Consider the following 14,661-nt stretch of genomic DNA (forward strand, 5'->3'; position numbering starts at 1 on the left):
CTCTCTATTTGGGGTGGTGACGTTCCAACGGTAGTCCGCCACGACGGCGGCCGCTGAGCCGGACGGCAACCGGACCGTGTCCACTCCGCAAGGGCTGAATGTCGGGGACGAGGGCTGAACGGCCCATGCCGTCCGGCTGCGGGCAAGGGCCACCGTGGTAGTGACACTCCCTACCGGACCTGAGCGGACAGGACTGAAGGCGGTGGAGACCATGGCACTCCCTCTCATCGTGGGCGTCGACGGCTCGGACGGCAGCCTCTTGGCCATCGACTGGGCCGCAGACCTGGCCACACGCCATCGGCTCCCGGTACGACTGGTCCACGCGTCCCTGTGGGAGCGGTACGAGGGAGCATGGCCGACCCTGAGCCGGGAGCGCTCCTCCGAGCAGGTGCTGGCTGAGCACATCGTCGCTTCGGCCGCCGAGCGGGTTCGCCGACGCAGCCCCGGCCTGGACGTCTCCACGGAGATCGTGCCGTCCGAAGCCGCCTCCGCACTCCTGGACGAAGCCCGGAACGCCACCGCCGTGATCACCGGTTCACGGGGGAGGGGAGAACTGGCGGGCACGCTGCTCGGCTCCGTGAGCCTGGCCGTCGCGGCGCGGGCGGACTGCCCGGTCGTCGTGGTCAGAGGTGACAAGGCGGCTCTGGCCGGATCCCACGAGCGCGTCCTGCTCGGCGCCGGTGACCCCGACACATGCCGGGAAGCGGTCGGATTCGCCTTCCAGGAGGCCGAGGCCCGCGGATGTGAGCTGGATGTCGTCCGGGCATGGCGATGCCCCGCCCGCGACGCGGCCGACGACCCCCGAACCTCCGAGGATCCGGCGCATCAGCACGAGAAGCAGGCCGCTGCCCTGATCGAGGACCTCGTCGCGGACGCGTCCACGGCCCACCCCGACGTGCGGCTGCGGCGTACGACCGTCGAGGGAGCAGCACGCAAGGTGCTCGTCCATCGCTCGGCCGCCGCAGACCTCGTGGTCCTCGGAGCCCGTCGCAGGTCCGGTCGCTTCGGTCTCCAGCTCGGCCGCGTGAGCCACACCCTGCTGCACCATTCCGCCTGTCCGGTGGCGGTCGTACCGAACAGGTCCTGATCAACCGGCGCAGCGCCGCCACGGTCTTGAGGGACCCGCTCCCGACGGAGACGGGCCGGGAAACGGATCCTGAGCGTCGATCCATCCGTCCGAGAGGCGGGTACGCGCATGAACACGTTCAGCACCCGCGCGGATGACGAGACCCGGGTACTGGTCGTGGAGGACGACCGGGGCATCGCGGAGTCGTTGGCGCGCGGGCTGCGGCAGGCCGGTTACACCGTCGAGGACGTGCGCAGCGGCGGGGCCGCCCTGACGGCCGTCACCCCCGACGTCGTACTGCTGGATCTCGGGCTGCCGGACATCGACGGCGTCGAGGTGTGCCGGATGCTGCGCGCCAGGTCGGACGCCGCGATCATCGCGGTGACCGCGCGGGGCGAGGAGGCCGACCGGGTGGTGGCCCTCGACCAGGGGGCGGACGACTACCTGGTGAAACCGTTCGGGCTGGCCGAGCTGCTGGCCAGGATCCGGGCGGTCCTGCGCCGACGGCGTCCGGCCGAGCCGGAGATCGTCCGGCACGGGCCGCTGGCACTCGACCTGCGCACGCGGCGGGTGTCGGTGGGCGGACGTGCGGTGGCGCTGACGCCGAAGGAGTTCGGCATCCTCGAGTGCCTGGCAGCCGATCCGGGCCGGGTCGTCAGCCGGCAGCAGATCCTGGAGCGGGCCTGGGACGCCCACTGGTACGGGCCGACGAAGGTGCTGGACGTGCACGTGGCCGCGCTGCGCCGCAAGCTCGGAGAGCCGGGACTCATCGAGACCGTCTACGGGCACGGCTTCCGGCTCGGACCCGTCGAGGCCCTCCAGGATCCGCCGTGACGCGCCGGATCGCCTGGACTCTGGTGGTCCTGACCTCGGTGCTGCTGGCCCTGGCTGTGGTGCCGCTGGCGGCATCCCTGACGGCTCGGGAGCGGGTCTCCTATCGCGACAGCCAGCGTGCGGCGACCCGGGTCGTGGCCGCGGCGGCCGAGGAACACCTCTCCGACCACAGACCGCCCACCGCGCTGCGCAAGGAGCTCGCCGCGACGACCGCGAGGGGGGACTGCGCCGCCGTGTACGACGCGTCCGCGCGCCTGGTGGCCGGTACACCGTGCCGGGCGGCGACGGGCACGGAGGCGGAGGAGCTTGTGGAGGACGTGCTGCGCGGCCGCGAGCCGGAACCCCCGGAGAACGAGGGGCGGCTGCTGGCGGCGGAGCCGGCCGGTGAGGTGCGCAAACCCGCCGGTGCTGTGGTCCTGGCCCGTTCCGCAGCTCCGCTCGATGCCCGCATCGCGGCAGTCTGGGGCTGGGCCGCCGTGATCGGAGCGGCGGGGCTCGCCGCGTCGGTGCTGCTGTCCGTGCGCCTCGCCCGCTGGGTGAGCCGCCCGCTGTCGACGCTGGACGCCTCCACCCGGCGGCTCGGCGAGGGCACTCTCGCCGAGCGGGCCGACGTCGGTTCGGGGCCGCCCGAAGTACGCCGTCTCGCGGCCACGTTCAACACCATGGCGGCCCGCACCGAAGCCCTGGTGCACGGCCATCGGGCCGTGATCGCTGATGTGTCCCATCAATTGCGCACCCCGCTGTCCGCGCTGCGGCTGCGCCTGGACGTGCTGGCCGCCGACGCGGACGATGCCACCGCCGCGCAGCTCGCCGCCGCTCAGGAGGAGATCTCCCGGCTGTCCCGGCTGGTCGACGGGCTGCTGGCCGTCGCCCACGCCGAACAGGCCACACCCAGCGCGACCGCCGTCCGGGCCGACGAGGTGGTCGCCGAGCGGGTTGCGGCCTGGACACCCGTCGCCGAGGAGCGCGGTGTCCGGCTGTCGGCCGACTCCGGCGGTGCGGCGCTGACCGTCGCCTCGGGGGCGGGTCATCTGGAGCAGATTCTCGACAACCTGATCGCCAATGCCGTGGACGCCGTGCCACCGGGCGGGCACATCAGTCTGGGTCACCGGGCGACCGGTACCACCGCGACCCTGTACGTGCGCGACGACGGTCCCGGGATGACGGCCGAGGTGAAGGCAGCCGCGTTCCGCAGGTTCGGCAGCCGCAAGGCAGGCGGTACCGGCCTGGGCCTCGCCATCGTCCACCGGTTGGCCACCGTCAACGGCGGCGGCGTCCGGCTGGAGGACACTCCCGGTGGCGGCCTGACCGTCGTCCTGGATCTGCCACGGTGGCCGGAGCGCGGGCGGGAGCGGGCCGGCGGACCGAGATCTTCACCGGTTCCGAAGAAGTCCTGAGCGGATTCCGCGGAACCGTGGTCACAGCCTTGAGGTACACGGCCGAACCGCCGACGAACCCCCGGGAGCCCACCATGGCATCCTCACCCGACGCCTTCCAGCCGAAGCCCTCGCAGGCCGGGTCCCCGCTCGCCCGTGATCGCGGACTGCGCCGCAGCCGTCGCCTGACCCGGTGGATCACCGTCACCGCGGTCGCCGGAGCGGCGGCCCTGGGCGGCCTCTACACCCAACTGCTGCCGGGAGCCCCGGCGTCGCCTCCGCCTGTCTCCGGCCCGTCAGCAGGGAAGGCGACGACGCCCTCGTCCGCGGCGACCGCGGAGCCGGACGAGAAGGGTGACGACGAGGACGCGGTCCCCGCCGCGCCCTCGTCGTCACCACAGCCCCCCGACAAGCCGCCGGCGCCCTCCACGCAGCAACCGCACACGACGACGGGGGCATCATGACCACGACCGCGTCCACTGCCTCACCCGCCGGGATCGGGTTCCCCGCCCTGGGCACCACAGCCGAACTCCTCGTCACCGACCCGAGCGCCCTGCCGACCGCGGAGGAGGTACTGCGCGACGAACTCCGAGCCGTCGACCTGACGTGCAGCCGCTTTCGGCCGGACTCCGAACTCGCCCGCGTCAACCTGAGCGAGGGCGCCCGGGTGACCGTGAGCGAGCGCTTCGCCGAAGCGCTCCAGGCCGCTCTGCGCGCCGCCCGGATCAGCGGCGGCGCCGTGGACCCGACCGTGGGTCGCGCGGTGATCGCGCTCGGCTACGACCGCACGTTCGTCTCCGTGCGCCCCGACGACGCCCGCCCCGTCCCCGTCGGACGACCCGCGCCCGGCTGGCGACGAGTGAGGTGGAACCCTCGGGACCGGCGACTCCGTCTGCCCCCGCACACCCGACTCGACCTCGGTGCCACCGCCAAGGCGCTCACCTCCGACCGTGCCGTGAGGCGGGCCGCCGAAGCCACCGGCTGCGGTGTCCTGGTCAACCTCGGCGGCGACCTGGCCGTGGCGGGGCCCGCGCCGGAAGGCGGCTGGCGGATCGCCCTCGCCGACGACCACGCGCAGTCCGTGACGGTGCGCGGCCCCACGGTGGCCGTCACCGGCGGGGCCCTGGCGACCTCGGGTGTCCGAGTGCGCACCTGGCGGCGCGGCCGCCGCGTTCTCCACCACATCGTCGACCCGGCCACCGGCGAGCCGGCCGCGGTCGTGTGGCGCACGGTCACCGTCGCGGCCGCCACCTGTGTGGACGCCAACACCGCGAGTACGGCGGCGGTCGTGCTCGGCGAGCGGGCGGTGCCCTGGCTGCACTCCACCGGTCTTCCGGCCCGCCTGGTCGGCCGCGACGGCACGGTCCAACGTCTCGGTGGCTGGCCGCCCGATGTCCGGACGCCCGGCTCGGGAGGTCCTCGATGACGCCCCTCGCCCTCACCGGCAGCCCGTTGTGGTACGCCAGTCGTTCCGGCGGAACCCTGGCGCTGGTCCTTCTCACCGGCACCGTGGTGCTCGGCATCGCCTCCGGCGGGCGGTCGGCGCCCGGCCGGACAGGCAAGTTCGAGATCGGGCTGATGCACCGGAACCTGTCCCTGCTCACGATGGTGTTCCTCGCCGTGCACGTGGTGACGGCGGTACTCGATCCGTTCGTGCACCTGGGGTGGGCGGTCACCGTCGTCCCGTTCGGGGCCTCCTACCGGCCGCTCTGGCTCGGACTGGGCACGGTCGCGGTCGACGTGCTCCTCGCGGTGCTGGTCACGAGCGCAGCACGACTCCGCCTCGGGGTGCGCCGGTGGAAGGCGGTGCACTGGCTCGCCTACGCCGCCTGGCCACTCGCGCTCTTCCACGGCATCGCGACCGGTACCGACACCCGTCTGCCCGTCCAGCTGTGGCTCTACGCCGTGTGCCTGGCGTCGGTGGTCGCCGCCGTGTGGTGGCGTCTGGCGAAGGCCGGGCCGGGACGGGTGTTCGGCCGCCTCGTGGGCGCGGCGGTCGCGGCTGCCGTACCCCTGCTGCTGACGGCGTTCCTGGCCACCGGCCCGCTCCAGCCCGGCTGGGCCCATCGCGCCGCCGCGGCGACGCTCCTGTCCGGGGGTGGACGATGAACTCCTCCACCAGGGCGGCCTTCGGGCCACACCACCGCATGGCCGAGCCGGACGACTCCGGCGCGCGGCTGTCGGCGGGCTGGTGCGCCACCGGGCGGCCGGCCACGCTGCCCGAGCACCTGCGACGCTATGGACCGCCGCCCGTCGCCACGGCCCGCGACGGCCGTGCGGCGGTTCCGCTGGTGGAGGCTGTCGAGGGCGCCGGGCTCACCGGACGCGGCGGAGCGGGCTTTCCCACGGCCAAAAAACTGCGCGCCGTCGCCGACGGCCGCGGCCGGTCCGTGGTCGTCGTGAACGCCATGGAGAGCGAACCCGCGAGCCGCAAGGACCGCTTCCTCATCACCGTCGCACCCCATCTGGTGCTCGACGGCGCCGTCCTCGCCGCCGCGGCGGTGGGCGCCGACACCGTCCACGTGTGCCTGCCCCGCACCCGCGCGGCCCAGCACCAGGAACTCGGCGCCGCCGTGGAGGAACGACGGCGTGCCCGCCTCGACCGCGTGCGCATACGCCTGCACGCCCTGCCGCACACCTACGTCTCCAGCGAGTCGACCGCGCTCGTCCGCTGGCTCAACGGGGGTCCGGCCCGCCCGGGGGGAGTCCCTCCGCACACCCACGAACGCGGCGTGGCCCGCCGCCCCACCCTCGTCCACAATGTCGAGACACTCGCCCATCTCGCCCTCGTCGCCCGCTACGGACCCGATTGGTTCCGGCGGACGGGCACCCCGGAGGAGCCCGGCACCACGCTGCTCACCGTCTCCGGTGCGGTGGCCTCTCCCGGAGTCCTGGAAGCGGCACTCGGCACGCCTCTCGCCACCGTCCTCGAACGCGCCGGAGGCCCGACCCAGCCCCTCCAGGCCGTCCTGCTCGGCGGCTTCGGCGGCACCTGGCTCTCGGTGGAACACGTCCGGACGCCCATGACCCGGCGCGACCTCGCGCCGTTGGGGGCCGCACCCGGCGCCGGTGTACTCGTCGCGCTCCCCCACCAAGCCTGCGGCCTGCGGGAGACGGCCCGCATACTGGGCTATCTCGCCGCCCAGAGCGCACGCCAGTGCGGCCCCTGCCGATACGGTCTGCCTGCCGTGACCGAGGACTTCGCCGCGCTGGCCGGCGGCCGACCCGACGGGGAGCTCCTGGTCCGCCTCCGTCGCAGGACGGGTCTGCTCCCCGGCCGCGGGGCCTGTGGCCACCCGGACGGGGCCGCCCGGCTGGCGGCCTCCGCCCTGCGTGTCTTCGCCGAGGACGTCGATGACCATCTGGCGCACGGACCCTGCCCCTCGGTCGACGAGCCGCCTCGGATCGCCGTACCGCCCGCCACGCCCCCAAAGGCATGGCGATGAGCCGGGCCCTGCGCGTCGACCGCGTCGCCTGTACCGGGCTGGGACTGTGCGCCGAACTGCTCCCCGAGCTGATCGACCTCGATGAATGGGGCTACCCCGTGCTGAAGGAGACCACCGTCCCCGACCGGCTGCGAGGCCACGCCCGACGAGCCGTCGCCGCCTGCCCCCGTCTGGCCCTGCACACGGACAAGGTGTGAGGAGACACGCGAGCAGGCGGACCGCTCGCAGGTCAGCCCTCGTCACCTCCCCGCGAGGCAGTCTTGGAATAGCCGTCCTGCCACGCTGCCTTCGCCCCGGAGTCGCCGATCCGGTACACATCCACGATGGCTCCCGTGGCCACGACGAGCGTCAGCACCGCGGCCGCGATCCGTACGGGCGCGGTGGGCCGACGTGGGCCGTCCGAGTCCCCCGCCACGGCAGTCCGGCCGACCGTCCACCAGAGGACGACCGCCAGGGCGAACAGACCCCCGGCCCAGGGGAGAAGGCCGTCCCCGAGCTCGGCGTGACGGCGCACCAGCGCGTTGTCGGCGACGTGTCCCTCCAGCCATTCGCCCGCGTTCGAGGTGAGGGGCACGCTCACGAGGGTGACCAGGGCGAGCAACGGCATTACGAGGCCCAGGCGTTGGGCCGCCTTGGGCCATATCGCACAGACCACGAGGGCGAGCGCGGTCAGGGGAACGAGGACGACCACGAAATGCACCAGCAGTACGTGCGCGGGCAGGCCGTTGACCAGGTTCATCGGCAACTCCTTCGAAGGGGTGGGTACTCACCGTGTTGATCAGGCGCGCCAGACTGGCACAGGAATCTCTCAGGTTCCTCTGAACACCGCGCCGTCGGTCCGGCCGTCGGTACTCCGACGGCGCCGCGGCCGGACGGACCTCGCCGACGGACCCGGCGCGGAACCGCTTACGGTCTACCGGGCGGCCCCTGGCCCGCAGCGGTCACTGGAAGGCGGCGTGGATCTCGTGTTCGGCCGCCGTGTGCGAAACCAGGAGGAGCTCGTCACCGGGGCGCAGCCGCTCCGCCGGGTCCGGTGCGGTCGGCTGTCCGTCGCGGACGATGGTGGCGACGACCGTTCCATCGGGCAGCGCGACCTCGCCCAGAGCACGACCCTTGGTACGCGACCGCTCAGTGATCACCGTTTCGAACACCTCGACGCCGGCCTTGCTGAGCCGCAGCAGGGCCACAGTGTCCGTGGCGCCGGTGGCTTCCTCGATGAGCGAGATCAGCGGAGTGGCCGCGGGCACGGCGACATCGACGCCCCATCGTTCGTCGAACAGCCAGGCGTTGTCGGAGTCGTTCACGCGGGCGGCCACACGAGGCACGGAGAAATGCCGTTTGGCGAGGAGGCTGATGACGAGATTGTCCTCGTCGTCGCCGGTGGCGGCGACGACGAGGTCGGCGGTCAGGGCGCCGGAGTGTTCCAGAAGGGCGGGGTCACAGGCGTCCCCCGAGACCAGCCTTGCCGGAACCCGCCCCTGCAGCGCAGCCAGACGGTCGTCATCGTTGTCCATCAGTACGACGTCGTTGCGCGCGGCGGAGAGCACCTGAGCGATCTGGGTACCGAGCCGTCCCGCGCCGGCGATGAGCACGTTCACGTTCCCAGCTCCTTGTCGAGGAAGCCGCGCAGCCGGCCGAGCCCGGTCGCCGCGACGGCGAAGGTGACGAGGTCGCCCGCCTGCGCCGACGTGCCGTGCGCGGGGATGAGGGAGCGGCCCGCGCGGGTGACCTCGACGACGCGGATCTCCCCGTCGACGTCGAACTCGGTCAGCCGCCGGCCGATGAGGTAGGCGGGCACCTCCGAGCGGACGAGCAGGGTGTCGCCGTTGCCGAAGCTGAGTTCGGGGCTGAGATGACGGTGCAACAGCATCTGATGGAGTTGGTGGACGGTCCAGCGGACGCTGGCGATGGTGGGTATGCCGAGGTCGCTGTAGATGTCGGCGCGCCGTGGGTCGTAGATGCGGGCGAGAACGATCGGCACGCGGTAGGTGTCCTTCGCCGTGCGCGCGCTGACGATGTTGCTGTTGTCGCCTGAGGTGACGGCGACGAAGGCGTCCGCGTGTTCGATCCCGGCTGACCGCAGGACCGCCCGGCTGAAGCCGTTGCCCTCGTGGAAGCGGATGCGGGGGCTGTCGGGCAGCCGCCGGGCAGCAGCGGTGAGCCGGTCGACCACCTGCACATCGTGCCCTTCCGAAGCGAGGAGACAGGCGAGTTCGGCACCCACCCGTCCACAGCCGACGACGATCACTTTCATCGTGGGGCTCCCTTCCGGGCCACCTCTTGTCGTCGCAGCCACGCCTTGCGCATCTCGTCCGCGAGCAGCGGCAAGGTGCCGAGCGTGGTCAGCACGGCCCAGTCGGCGGCGTCGAGCGGCGCGGTGCCGAACACCGCCTGCAGCGAGGGCAGATAGCTGATGGCGGCCATGAGCGCGACGCTGAAGCCGCCGGCCGCGAGCAGGGCCGGATTGGACAGCAGGCCCGCCTTCAGGATGCTCTGCCGCTCGGTGCGCACGGCGAGCGCGTTGAAGAACTGGCTCAGTACGATCCCCGCCTGGACCATGGTGATCGCCTCCCTGTAGACGGGTGTGTCCGTGGTGAAGTCGTCGAAGGGGATTCCCGAGGCGACGACCCGCCAGAAGAAGACGGCGGTGACGCAGACAGCCTGGATGCCGCCGAGAAACAGGATCCGTCGCATCACCGCGGCCGAGAACAGCCGTTCCCGGCGGGAGCGCGGCGGACGGTCCATGACGTCGGGTTCGGGTGGCTCGGCGCCCAGGGCCAGGGCCGGCAGCACATCGGAGCCCAGGTCGATCGCGAGGATCTGCACGGCGGTGATGGGCACCAGGGGGAATCCGGCGAAGGTGGCGGCGAGGATCGGTACGAGTTCCCCGATGTTGTGGCTGAAGAGGTAGACGAGGAATTTGCGGATGTTCTGGTAGACGGCACGACCGAGCCGTACCGCCGCTGCGATGGAGGCGAACGAGTCGTCCAGCAGGACCATCGAGGCCGCCTCGCGGGCGACGTCGGTACCCGCGGCTCCCATGGCCACGCCGATGTCGGCGTGTTTGAGCGCGGGGGCGTCGTTGGCGCCGTCCCCTGTGACCGCCACCACCTCCCCGAGGCGCTGGAACGCGGTGACCACACGCATCTTGTGTGACGGACCGGCCCGGCACACCAGCAGTTCGGACGGTTCCGCGAGCAGGGCGTCGAGCTCGTCGTCTCCCATCGCCCCGAGCCGGGCCCCCGTCACGACGACGGGAGCGGGCCGCCCGACGATCCCAACCCGGCGGGCCACGGCCTCTCCGGTCAGCGGGTGGTCCCCGGTGACCATGACGATACGGATGCCGGCCCGACGACACACGGCGACCGCGTCGGTGACCTCCGGACGCGGTGGGTCCAGCATGCCGACGAGTCCCAGGAGGGTCAGTCCGGACTCGGCCTCCCCCTGCGCGGGCCGGGGGCCGGTCACCTCCCGTCGTCCGACGGCCAGCACCCGCAGTCCTTGTGAGGCCAGTTCGTCGGCCGTCGCGCGAACCGCGGCCCGGTCCAGGTCGGTCAGCGGCCGGCACCCCCCGTCCCGCACCGTGTCGGCGCACCGGGCCAGCAGCTCCAGGGGAGCTCCCTTGACGCAGGCACGGTGGCCCGTCGCGGTCCTGTGGACGGTGGTCATCAGTTTGCGTTCCGAGTCGAACGGGAACTCGGTCACGCGAGGAGCGAGGGCCGCCTCCGCGTCCATGTCCAGGCCGGCTTTGGCGGCCGCGACGAGCAGCGCGCCCTCCGTCGGGTCCCCGAGCACCCGCCGGCGCTCCCGAGGCCCCTTCGGCTCCACCAGCCGGGCGTCGCAGCACAGAGCCGCTGCCCGAAGCAGTTCGCGCACCCCCTCCGCGTCGGAAACCTCACCCCGCGGGCCGTACCCCACCCCGGACACCTCATGGGTCACGCCGTCCGTCCAAACCCGACTGACGGTCATCTCCGCCTGAGTGAGCGTCCCGGTCTTGTCGGTACACACCACTGTGGTCGACCCGAGCGCCTCCACCGCCAGCAACTGCTTGATCAGTGCGTGCCGGCGCGCCATCCGCCGTACGCCGATCGCCAGGGAGACCGACAAGGTGGCGGGGAGCCCCTCCGGTACGAGCGCCACCATCACACCGAGCGCGAACACGAACGACGGCAGGACCGACTCCCCGGTGGGCAGCCGAACGGCGAACATCAGGGCGCCAATGGCCAGGGCGGCCCCCGCGACCCGACGCGCCATGACGGCGACCTGTTGCTGCAACGGGGTCTTCTGCCGGGGGGCGGCGGCGGAAAGCCGGTAGATCTTCCCGAACTCGGTGGACGCGCCGGTGGCGACGACCACGGCACGCCCGGAACCGGTGACCACGTCGGTCCCCATGAATGCCTGGTTGCGGGCCTCCAGCGCGGGACCGTCCGCCACGGGCTCGGCCGTGCGGCTCACGGCGTCGCTCTCCCCGGTCAACGGCGCGTTGTTGACGGCCAGTTCGTGTGCCTCGACCACCCGGCAGTCCGCCGAGACCGCGTCCCCGGACTCCAACACCACCACGTCCCCGGGCACCAGTTCCCGGACGGGTACTTCAAGTCGTCGGCCGCCGCGCAGCACCCGGCAGGCGTGGGGCACCATCGCCGCCAGGGCCTGTGCCGTGCGCTCCGCCGAGTACTCCTGCGCGAATCCGATGGCGGCGTTCAGGACGACGACCGCCAGGATGGCCACCGCCAGTTGCAGGGTTCCGGTCTCAGGTGGTTCCTGAAGTCCGTACGCCAGGAAGGTGATCGCCGAGGCGGCCATCAGGACGATGGCGAAGAGGTCCGTGAACTGTGCGGCCATGTCCCGCCAGGCGGCGCGACGCCGGGGCCGTGGAAGTTCGTTCGGCCCGTACCGCTCGAGCCTCTCCGCCACCCGCGCCGGCGCGAGACCACGTCGTGAGGTGCCGAGCGCGGCGAACACGTCGGTGGCGGCGAGTTCGCACACCCGCGGCTGTGCTCGTGCGCCGCCGTCCTCCACCGCGCCGGACGAGGCGGTCCGGATGCGCATCATCCGGGCCCGGGCCATGACGACTTCATCGCCCGCGACGGCATGGACCGACTCAGCCACAAGTCCTTGCGTGAGGCTTCCATCGAAGGCTCCAAGAGGTCGGACAGCCGTCTGACCGGCTCGCCGCCACGGCCAGGTGGCGCTCTCAGGATCGCTCGGGAGCGGCGGGCGCAACCAGGGCCTCCCGGGCCAGGGAACTGGACCGTCCGGCCCATGCGGCCCCAGCGCGCCCGGCGGAGAGTGGAACCGGGACCCCACGGCACGAGGAGGCGAGAACCATGAGGCACCGGACGGTGGGCGACCTCATGACCACGTCGGTCGTCAAGGTGCGCCGGGACACCGGTTTCAAGGAGATCGCCAAGCTGCTCGCCGAGTACGACATCACCGCCGTACCCGTGGTGGACGACGACGAACGCGTCGTCGGGGTGGTCTCGGAGGCGGATCTCCTGCGCAAGGAGGCGGCCCTGCTCGATCCGGCCGGGCTTTTGCCGGTGCTGCGCCCAGGACCGGGCGACCGCGCGAAGGCGGAGGCCACGACCGCCGAGGGGCTGATGAACGGCCCGGCCGTGACGGCCATGCCTCAGTGGACGGCGGTGGAGGCCGCACAGGTCATGGAACGCCACCACGTCAAACGGCTGCCGGTGGTCGACGAGGCGGACAGGCTGGTGGGCCTGGTCAGCCGGGCTGACCTGCTGCGTGTCTTCCTGCGGGGCGACAGTGCCATTCGGGAGGAGATCTCCGGAGAGGTGCTGCTGCACACCCTCGGTGCCGCTCCCGGCGCGATCACCGTGCGGGTCGTCGGCGGGCGGGTGTCGCTGAAGGGCACCGTCGAACGCAAATCGCTCGTCCCGGTCGTTGTGCGCCTGTGCCAGAGCGTCGACGGAGTGGTCGACGTCTCCGCCGAACTGCACCACCATCTGGACGACACCTCCGTGACTCCCGGCCCCGAGGCGCCACGCCGTGCCGGCCTTTCCACGTGAGACCCCGCAGCTGAACGCCATCCCTACGGCGGCGGTCTCGATCGCCCCGGCCGGGTCGTCAGGCGACCCACTTGCACAGGCCAGACCGGCTCGGCCGGGCAGGACGAGAACGAATCGAGGTGTTGGGACATGACCGGCACTCCGCACATCGTGAGCGATGTGATGACCCAGACGGTCGTGGCCGTCGGACGGGACGCTCCGTTCAAGGAGATCGTGCGGACCATGGAGCAGTGGAAGGTCAGCGCCATGCCCGTGCTGGAGGGCGAGGGGCGCGTCGTCGGTGTCGTGTCCGAGGCCGACCTGCTGCCCAAGGAGGAGTTCCGCGACGAAGAACCGAGCCTCACCCAGCAGCGGGAGCGCCTGGCCGACGCCGCGAAGGCCGGCGCGACCAGGGCGGCGGAACTCATGAGCACCCCGGCCGTCACGGTCCATGCGGACGCCACGCTCGCGCAGGCGGCCAGGATCATGGCCGTCCGCCACGTCAAACGGCTTCCCGTGGTCGACGACATCGGCATGCTCCAGGGCATCGTCAGCCGCGCCGATCTGCTCAAGGTGTTCCTGCGGCCGGACGAGGACATAGAGGAGGAGGTCCGCCGCACTGTGGTGGCCTACCTCTTCCCGGGCTTCAGCCATGCCATCCACGTGGACGTGCACGAGGGGATCGTCACCCTGCGCGGACACATTCACGACACCTCGCTCATCTCCGTCGCGGTACGTCTCGTACGCGCCGTCGAGGGAGTCGTGGACGTCGAGCCGCGGCTGACCAGCGAGTCGACGACCGCCGAAGGACCCCAGACGCACGGTTCCTGAACCTGCGGACATCGCCGAGGAGGCCGCCATGACGCACACGGCACAGGACACATCCGCCGCGCGAGAGCCACTGCCCCCGGCCGAACACCGGTGTGACGTCACCCATGTCGACGGTGACGCGTACGAGGTAGACATCCGTGGACACCGACTCCTGGTGGACCAGCCCGTGGACTCGGGCGGGACGGACATCGCGCCGACCCCCGTCGAGCTGTTCGCGGCCTCACTGGCAACCTGCGTCGCCTTCTACGCGGGCCGTTACCTCCAGCGCCACGGGCTGCCCCGCGACGGACTGCGGGTCCGTTCGGAGTTCACCATGGCGGCGGATCCGCCCGCTCGGGTCGAGTCCCTGCGTCTGGTCGTCGTCCCGCCGGAGCTGCCGGCCCGACGCCATGCCGCCCTGCTCGCCGTCGCCTCGCACTGCACCGTCCACAACACGCTTCACGACCCTCCAGTGATCCGGATCGACGTGCGGAGCTGAGCCGTGGGTCCGACCGTCCCGGTCGATGCCGGCCGCGGGCGCACGGCAGTCGGGTGAGCGGGAGCGACACTGACGGTGGCGCACCGACTCCGTGACGCGGCGGGTCTCGGCCTCCAGGATCCGTTCGGGCGCCGGCGAGGGAACGACGCGGCGCCAGCCGGTGGCGTCGGCCGCGATGTGCCAGCCTCGCCTACGGGCGAGCGCGCACGCGATGTCGTACGGATACACCTGGCCGATGAACTTCGTGGGGTGCTCGAAGGCCGGGTCGTCGGACCGGACCAGTGTGTGGGTGACCACCGCGGCTGTCCGGCGTCCGGGCAGGGCGTCGTGCAGGCCGCGCGCCAGCAGAGAGCCGATCATGCCCTGGGTCTGCGCGCCGAGCAGGTCGAGCGGGTAGGGGGCGCTCAGGGCGGGATCGGCGGCGCTCTCGCCGGCGAGGAGGCCGATCTGCGGGCCGTTGCCGTGGGTGATGACGATCTCGTGATCGTGGGCGAGAGCCGCGACTGCATTGATGACGCGGTCGATGTTGGCCACCTGGACGGCCGCGTCGGGCTGTTCGCCGCGGCGCAGCAGGGCGTTGCCGCCGAGTGCGATGACGATGCGCATGCCTCAGTCCTCCAAG

General features: G+C 72.2%; 15 protein-coding genes and 1 pseudogene. 11 read left to right on the forward strand and 5 right to left on the reverse strand.

The window, feature by feature from the left end; translation table 11 throughout:
* The first annotated feature begins 211 nt into the window (after positions 1-211).
* From ACFYYF_RS33705 to ACFYYF_RS33740, 8 genes are all read left to right on the forward strand, one after another.
* Positions 212-1,087 (forward strand): universal stress protein, encoded by an 876-nt coding sequence (locus tag ACFYYF_RS33705; protein ID WP_388781385.1) that lies wholly within the window; start codon positions 212-214, stop codon positions 1,085-1,087.
* A 108-nt stretch (positions 1,088-1,195) separates the two neighbouring features.
* Entirely contained in the window at positions 1,196-1,900 is a 705-nt protein-coding gene (locus ACFYYF_RS33710) for a response regulator transcription factor (RefSeq protein WP_388781388.1), read from the forward strand.
* On the forward strand, positions 1,897-3,297 hold the full coding sequence (locus ACFYYF_RS33715) for a sensor histidine kinase (protein WP_388781391.1): 1,401 nt from the start codon (positions 1,897-1,899) through the stop codon (positions 3,295-3,297). Before ACFYYF_RS33710 ends, ACFYYF_RS33715 begins: the two co-directional genes overlap by 4 nt.
* 74 nt (positions 3,298-3,371) lie before the next feature.
* Entirely contained in the window at positions 3,372-3,740 is a 369-nt protein-coding gene (locus ACFYYF_RS33720) for a hypothetical protein (RefSeq protein ID WP_388781394.1), read from the forward strand.
* A complete protein-coding gene (locus tag ACFYYF_RS33725) occupies positions 3,737-4,702 on the forward strand; it encodes an FAD:protein FMN transferase (RefSeq protein WP_388781397.1) in 966 nt (321 codons plus the stop codon). Before ACFYYF_RS33720 ends, ACFYYF_RS33725 begins: the two co-directional genes overlap by 4 nt.
* Positions 4,699-5,385: a ferric reductase-like transmembrane domain-containing protein gene (locus ACFYYF_RS33730; protein WP_388781400.1), complete on the forward strand. Its 687-nt coding sequence runs from the start codon at positions 4,699-4,701 to the stop codon at positions 5,383-5,385. The genes ACFYYF_RS33725 and ACFYYF_RS33730 overlap by 4 nt, the downstream gene beginning before the upstream one ends.
* Positions 5,382-6,722 (forward strand): NADH-ubiquinone oxidoreductase-F iron-sulfur binding region domain-containing protein, encoded by a 1,341-nt coding sequence (locus tag ACFYYF_RS33735; protein ID WP_388781403.1) that lies wholly within the window; start codon positions 5,382-5,384, stop codon positions 6,720-6,722. The genes ACFYYF_RS33730 and ACFYYF_RS33735 overlap by 4 nt, the downstream gene beginning before the upstream one ends.
* Positions 6,719-6,919: a ferredoxin gene (locus ACFYYF_RS33740; RefSeq protein WP_388781406.1), complete on the forward strand. Its 201-nt coding sequence runs from the start codon at positions 6,719-6,721 to the stop codon at positions 6,917-6,919. The genes ACFYYF_RS33735 and ACFYYF_RS33740 overlap by 4 nt, the downstream gene beginning before the upstream one ends.
* 32 nt (positions 6,920-6,951) lie before the next feature.
* Here the strand turns inward: ACFYYF_RS33740 and ACFYYF_RS33745 are convergent, their stop codons facing one another.
* The 4 genes from ACFYYF_RS33745 to ACFYYF_RS33760 all read right to left on the reverse strand — a co-directional run bounded on the left by ACFYYF_RS33745 (position 6,952) and on the right by ACFYYF_RS33760 (position 11,831).
* Positions 6,952-7,461 carry a DUF2231 domain-containing protein gene (locus ACFYYF_RS33745; protein WP_388781409.1) on the reverse strand — a complete coding sequence of 170 codons (510 nt, stop codon included), beginning with the start codon at positions 7,459-7,461 and terminating at the stop codon, positions 6,952-6,954.
* Positions 7,462-7,663: 202 nt separating this feature from the next.
* On the reverse strand, positions 7,664-8,320 hold the full coding sequence (locus ACFYYF_RS33750) for a potassium channel family protein (protein ID WP_388781412.1): 657 nt from the start codon (positions 8,318-8,320) through the stop codon (positions 7,664-7,666).
* The gene (locus tag ACFYYF_RS33755; protein WP_388781414.1) at positions 8,317-8,976 is read right to left on the reverse strand and encodes a potassium channel family protein; all 660 of its coding nucleotides are present in this window, start codon (positions 8,974-8,976) and stop codon (positions 8,317-8,319) included. The genes ACFYYF_RS33750 and ACFYYF_RS33755 overlap by 4 nt, the downstream gene beginning before the upstream one ends.
* Entirely contained in the window at positions 8,973-11,831 is a 2,859-nt protein-coding gene (locus tag ACFYYF_RS33760) for a cation-translocating P-type ATPase (RefSeq protein ID WP_388781417.1), read from the reverse strand. Before ACFYYF_RS33760 ends, ACFYYF_RS33755 begins: the two co-directional genes overlap by 4 nt.
* A 218-nt stretch (positions 11,832-12,049) precedes the next feature.
* Between ACFYYF_RS33760 and ACFYYF_RS33765 the strand changes: the two genes are divergently transcribed.
* The 3 genes from ACFYYF_RS33765 (at position 12,050) to ACFYYF_RS33775 (ending at position 14,039) form a co-directional block, all read left to right on the forward strand.
* The gene (locus ACFYYF_RS33765) at positions 12,050-12,751 is read left to right on the forward strand and encodes a CBS domain-containing protein (protein WP_388781420.1); all 702 of its coding nucleotides are present in this window, start codon (positions 12,050-12,052) and stop codon (positions 12,749-12,751) included.
* A gap of 129 nt (positions 12,752-12,880) precedes the next feature.
* Positions 12,881-13,561, forward strand: coding sequence for a CBS domain-containing protein (locus ACFYYF_RS33770; protein WP_388781423.1), 681 nt, complete (start codon positions 12,881-12,883; stop codon positions 13,559-13,561).
* A gap of 28 nt (positions 13,562-13,589) precedes the next feature.
* Positions 13,590-14,039, forward strand: coding sequence for an OsmC family protein (locus ACFYYF_RS33775; protein ID WP_388781426.1), 450 nt, complete (start codon positions 13,590-13,592; stop codon positions 14,037-14,039).
* Between the two features lie 102 nt (positions 14,040-14,141).
* On the opposite strand, the pseudogene ACFYYF_RS33780 reads toward ACFYYF_RS33775, so the two are convergent.
* Positions 14,142-14,645, reverse strand: a pseudogene (locus tag ACFYYF_RS33780) (carbamate kinase); the annotation flags it as partial.
* Positions 14,646-14,661 lie beyond the last annotated feature (16 nt).

This window comes from Streptomyces sp. NPDC001914 (assembly GCF_042891215.1).
In the GTDB taxonomy this organism is placed as follows: Bacteria; Actinomycetota; Actinomycetes; order Streptomycetales; family Streptomycetaceae; genus Streptomyces.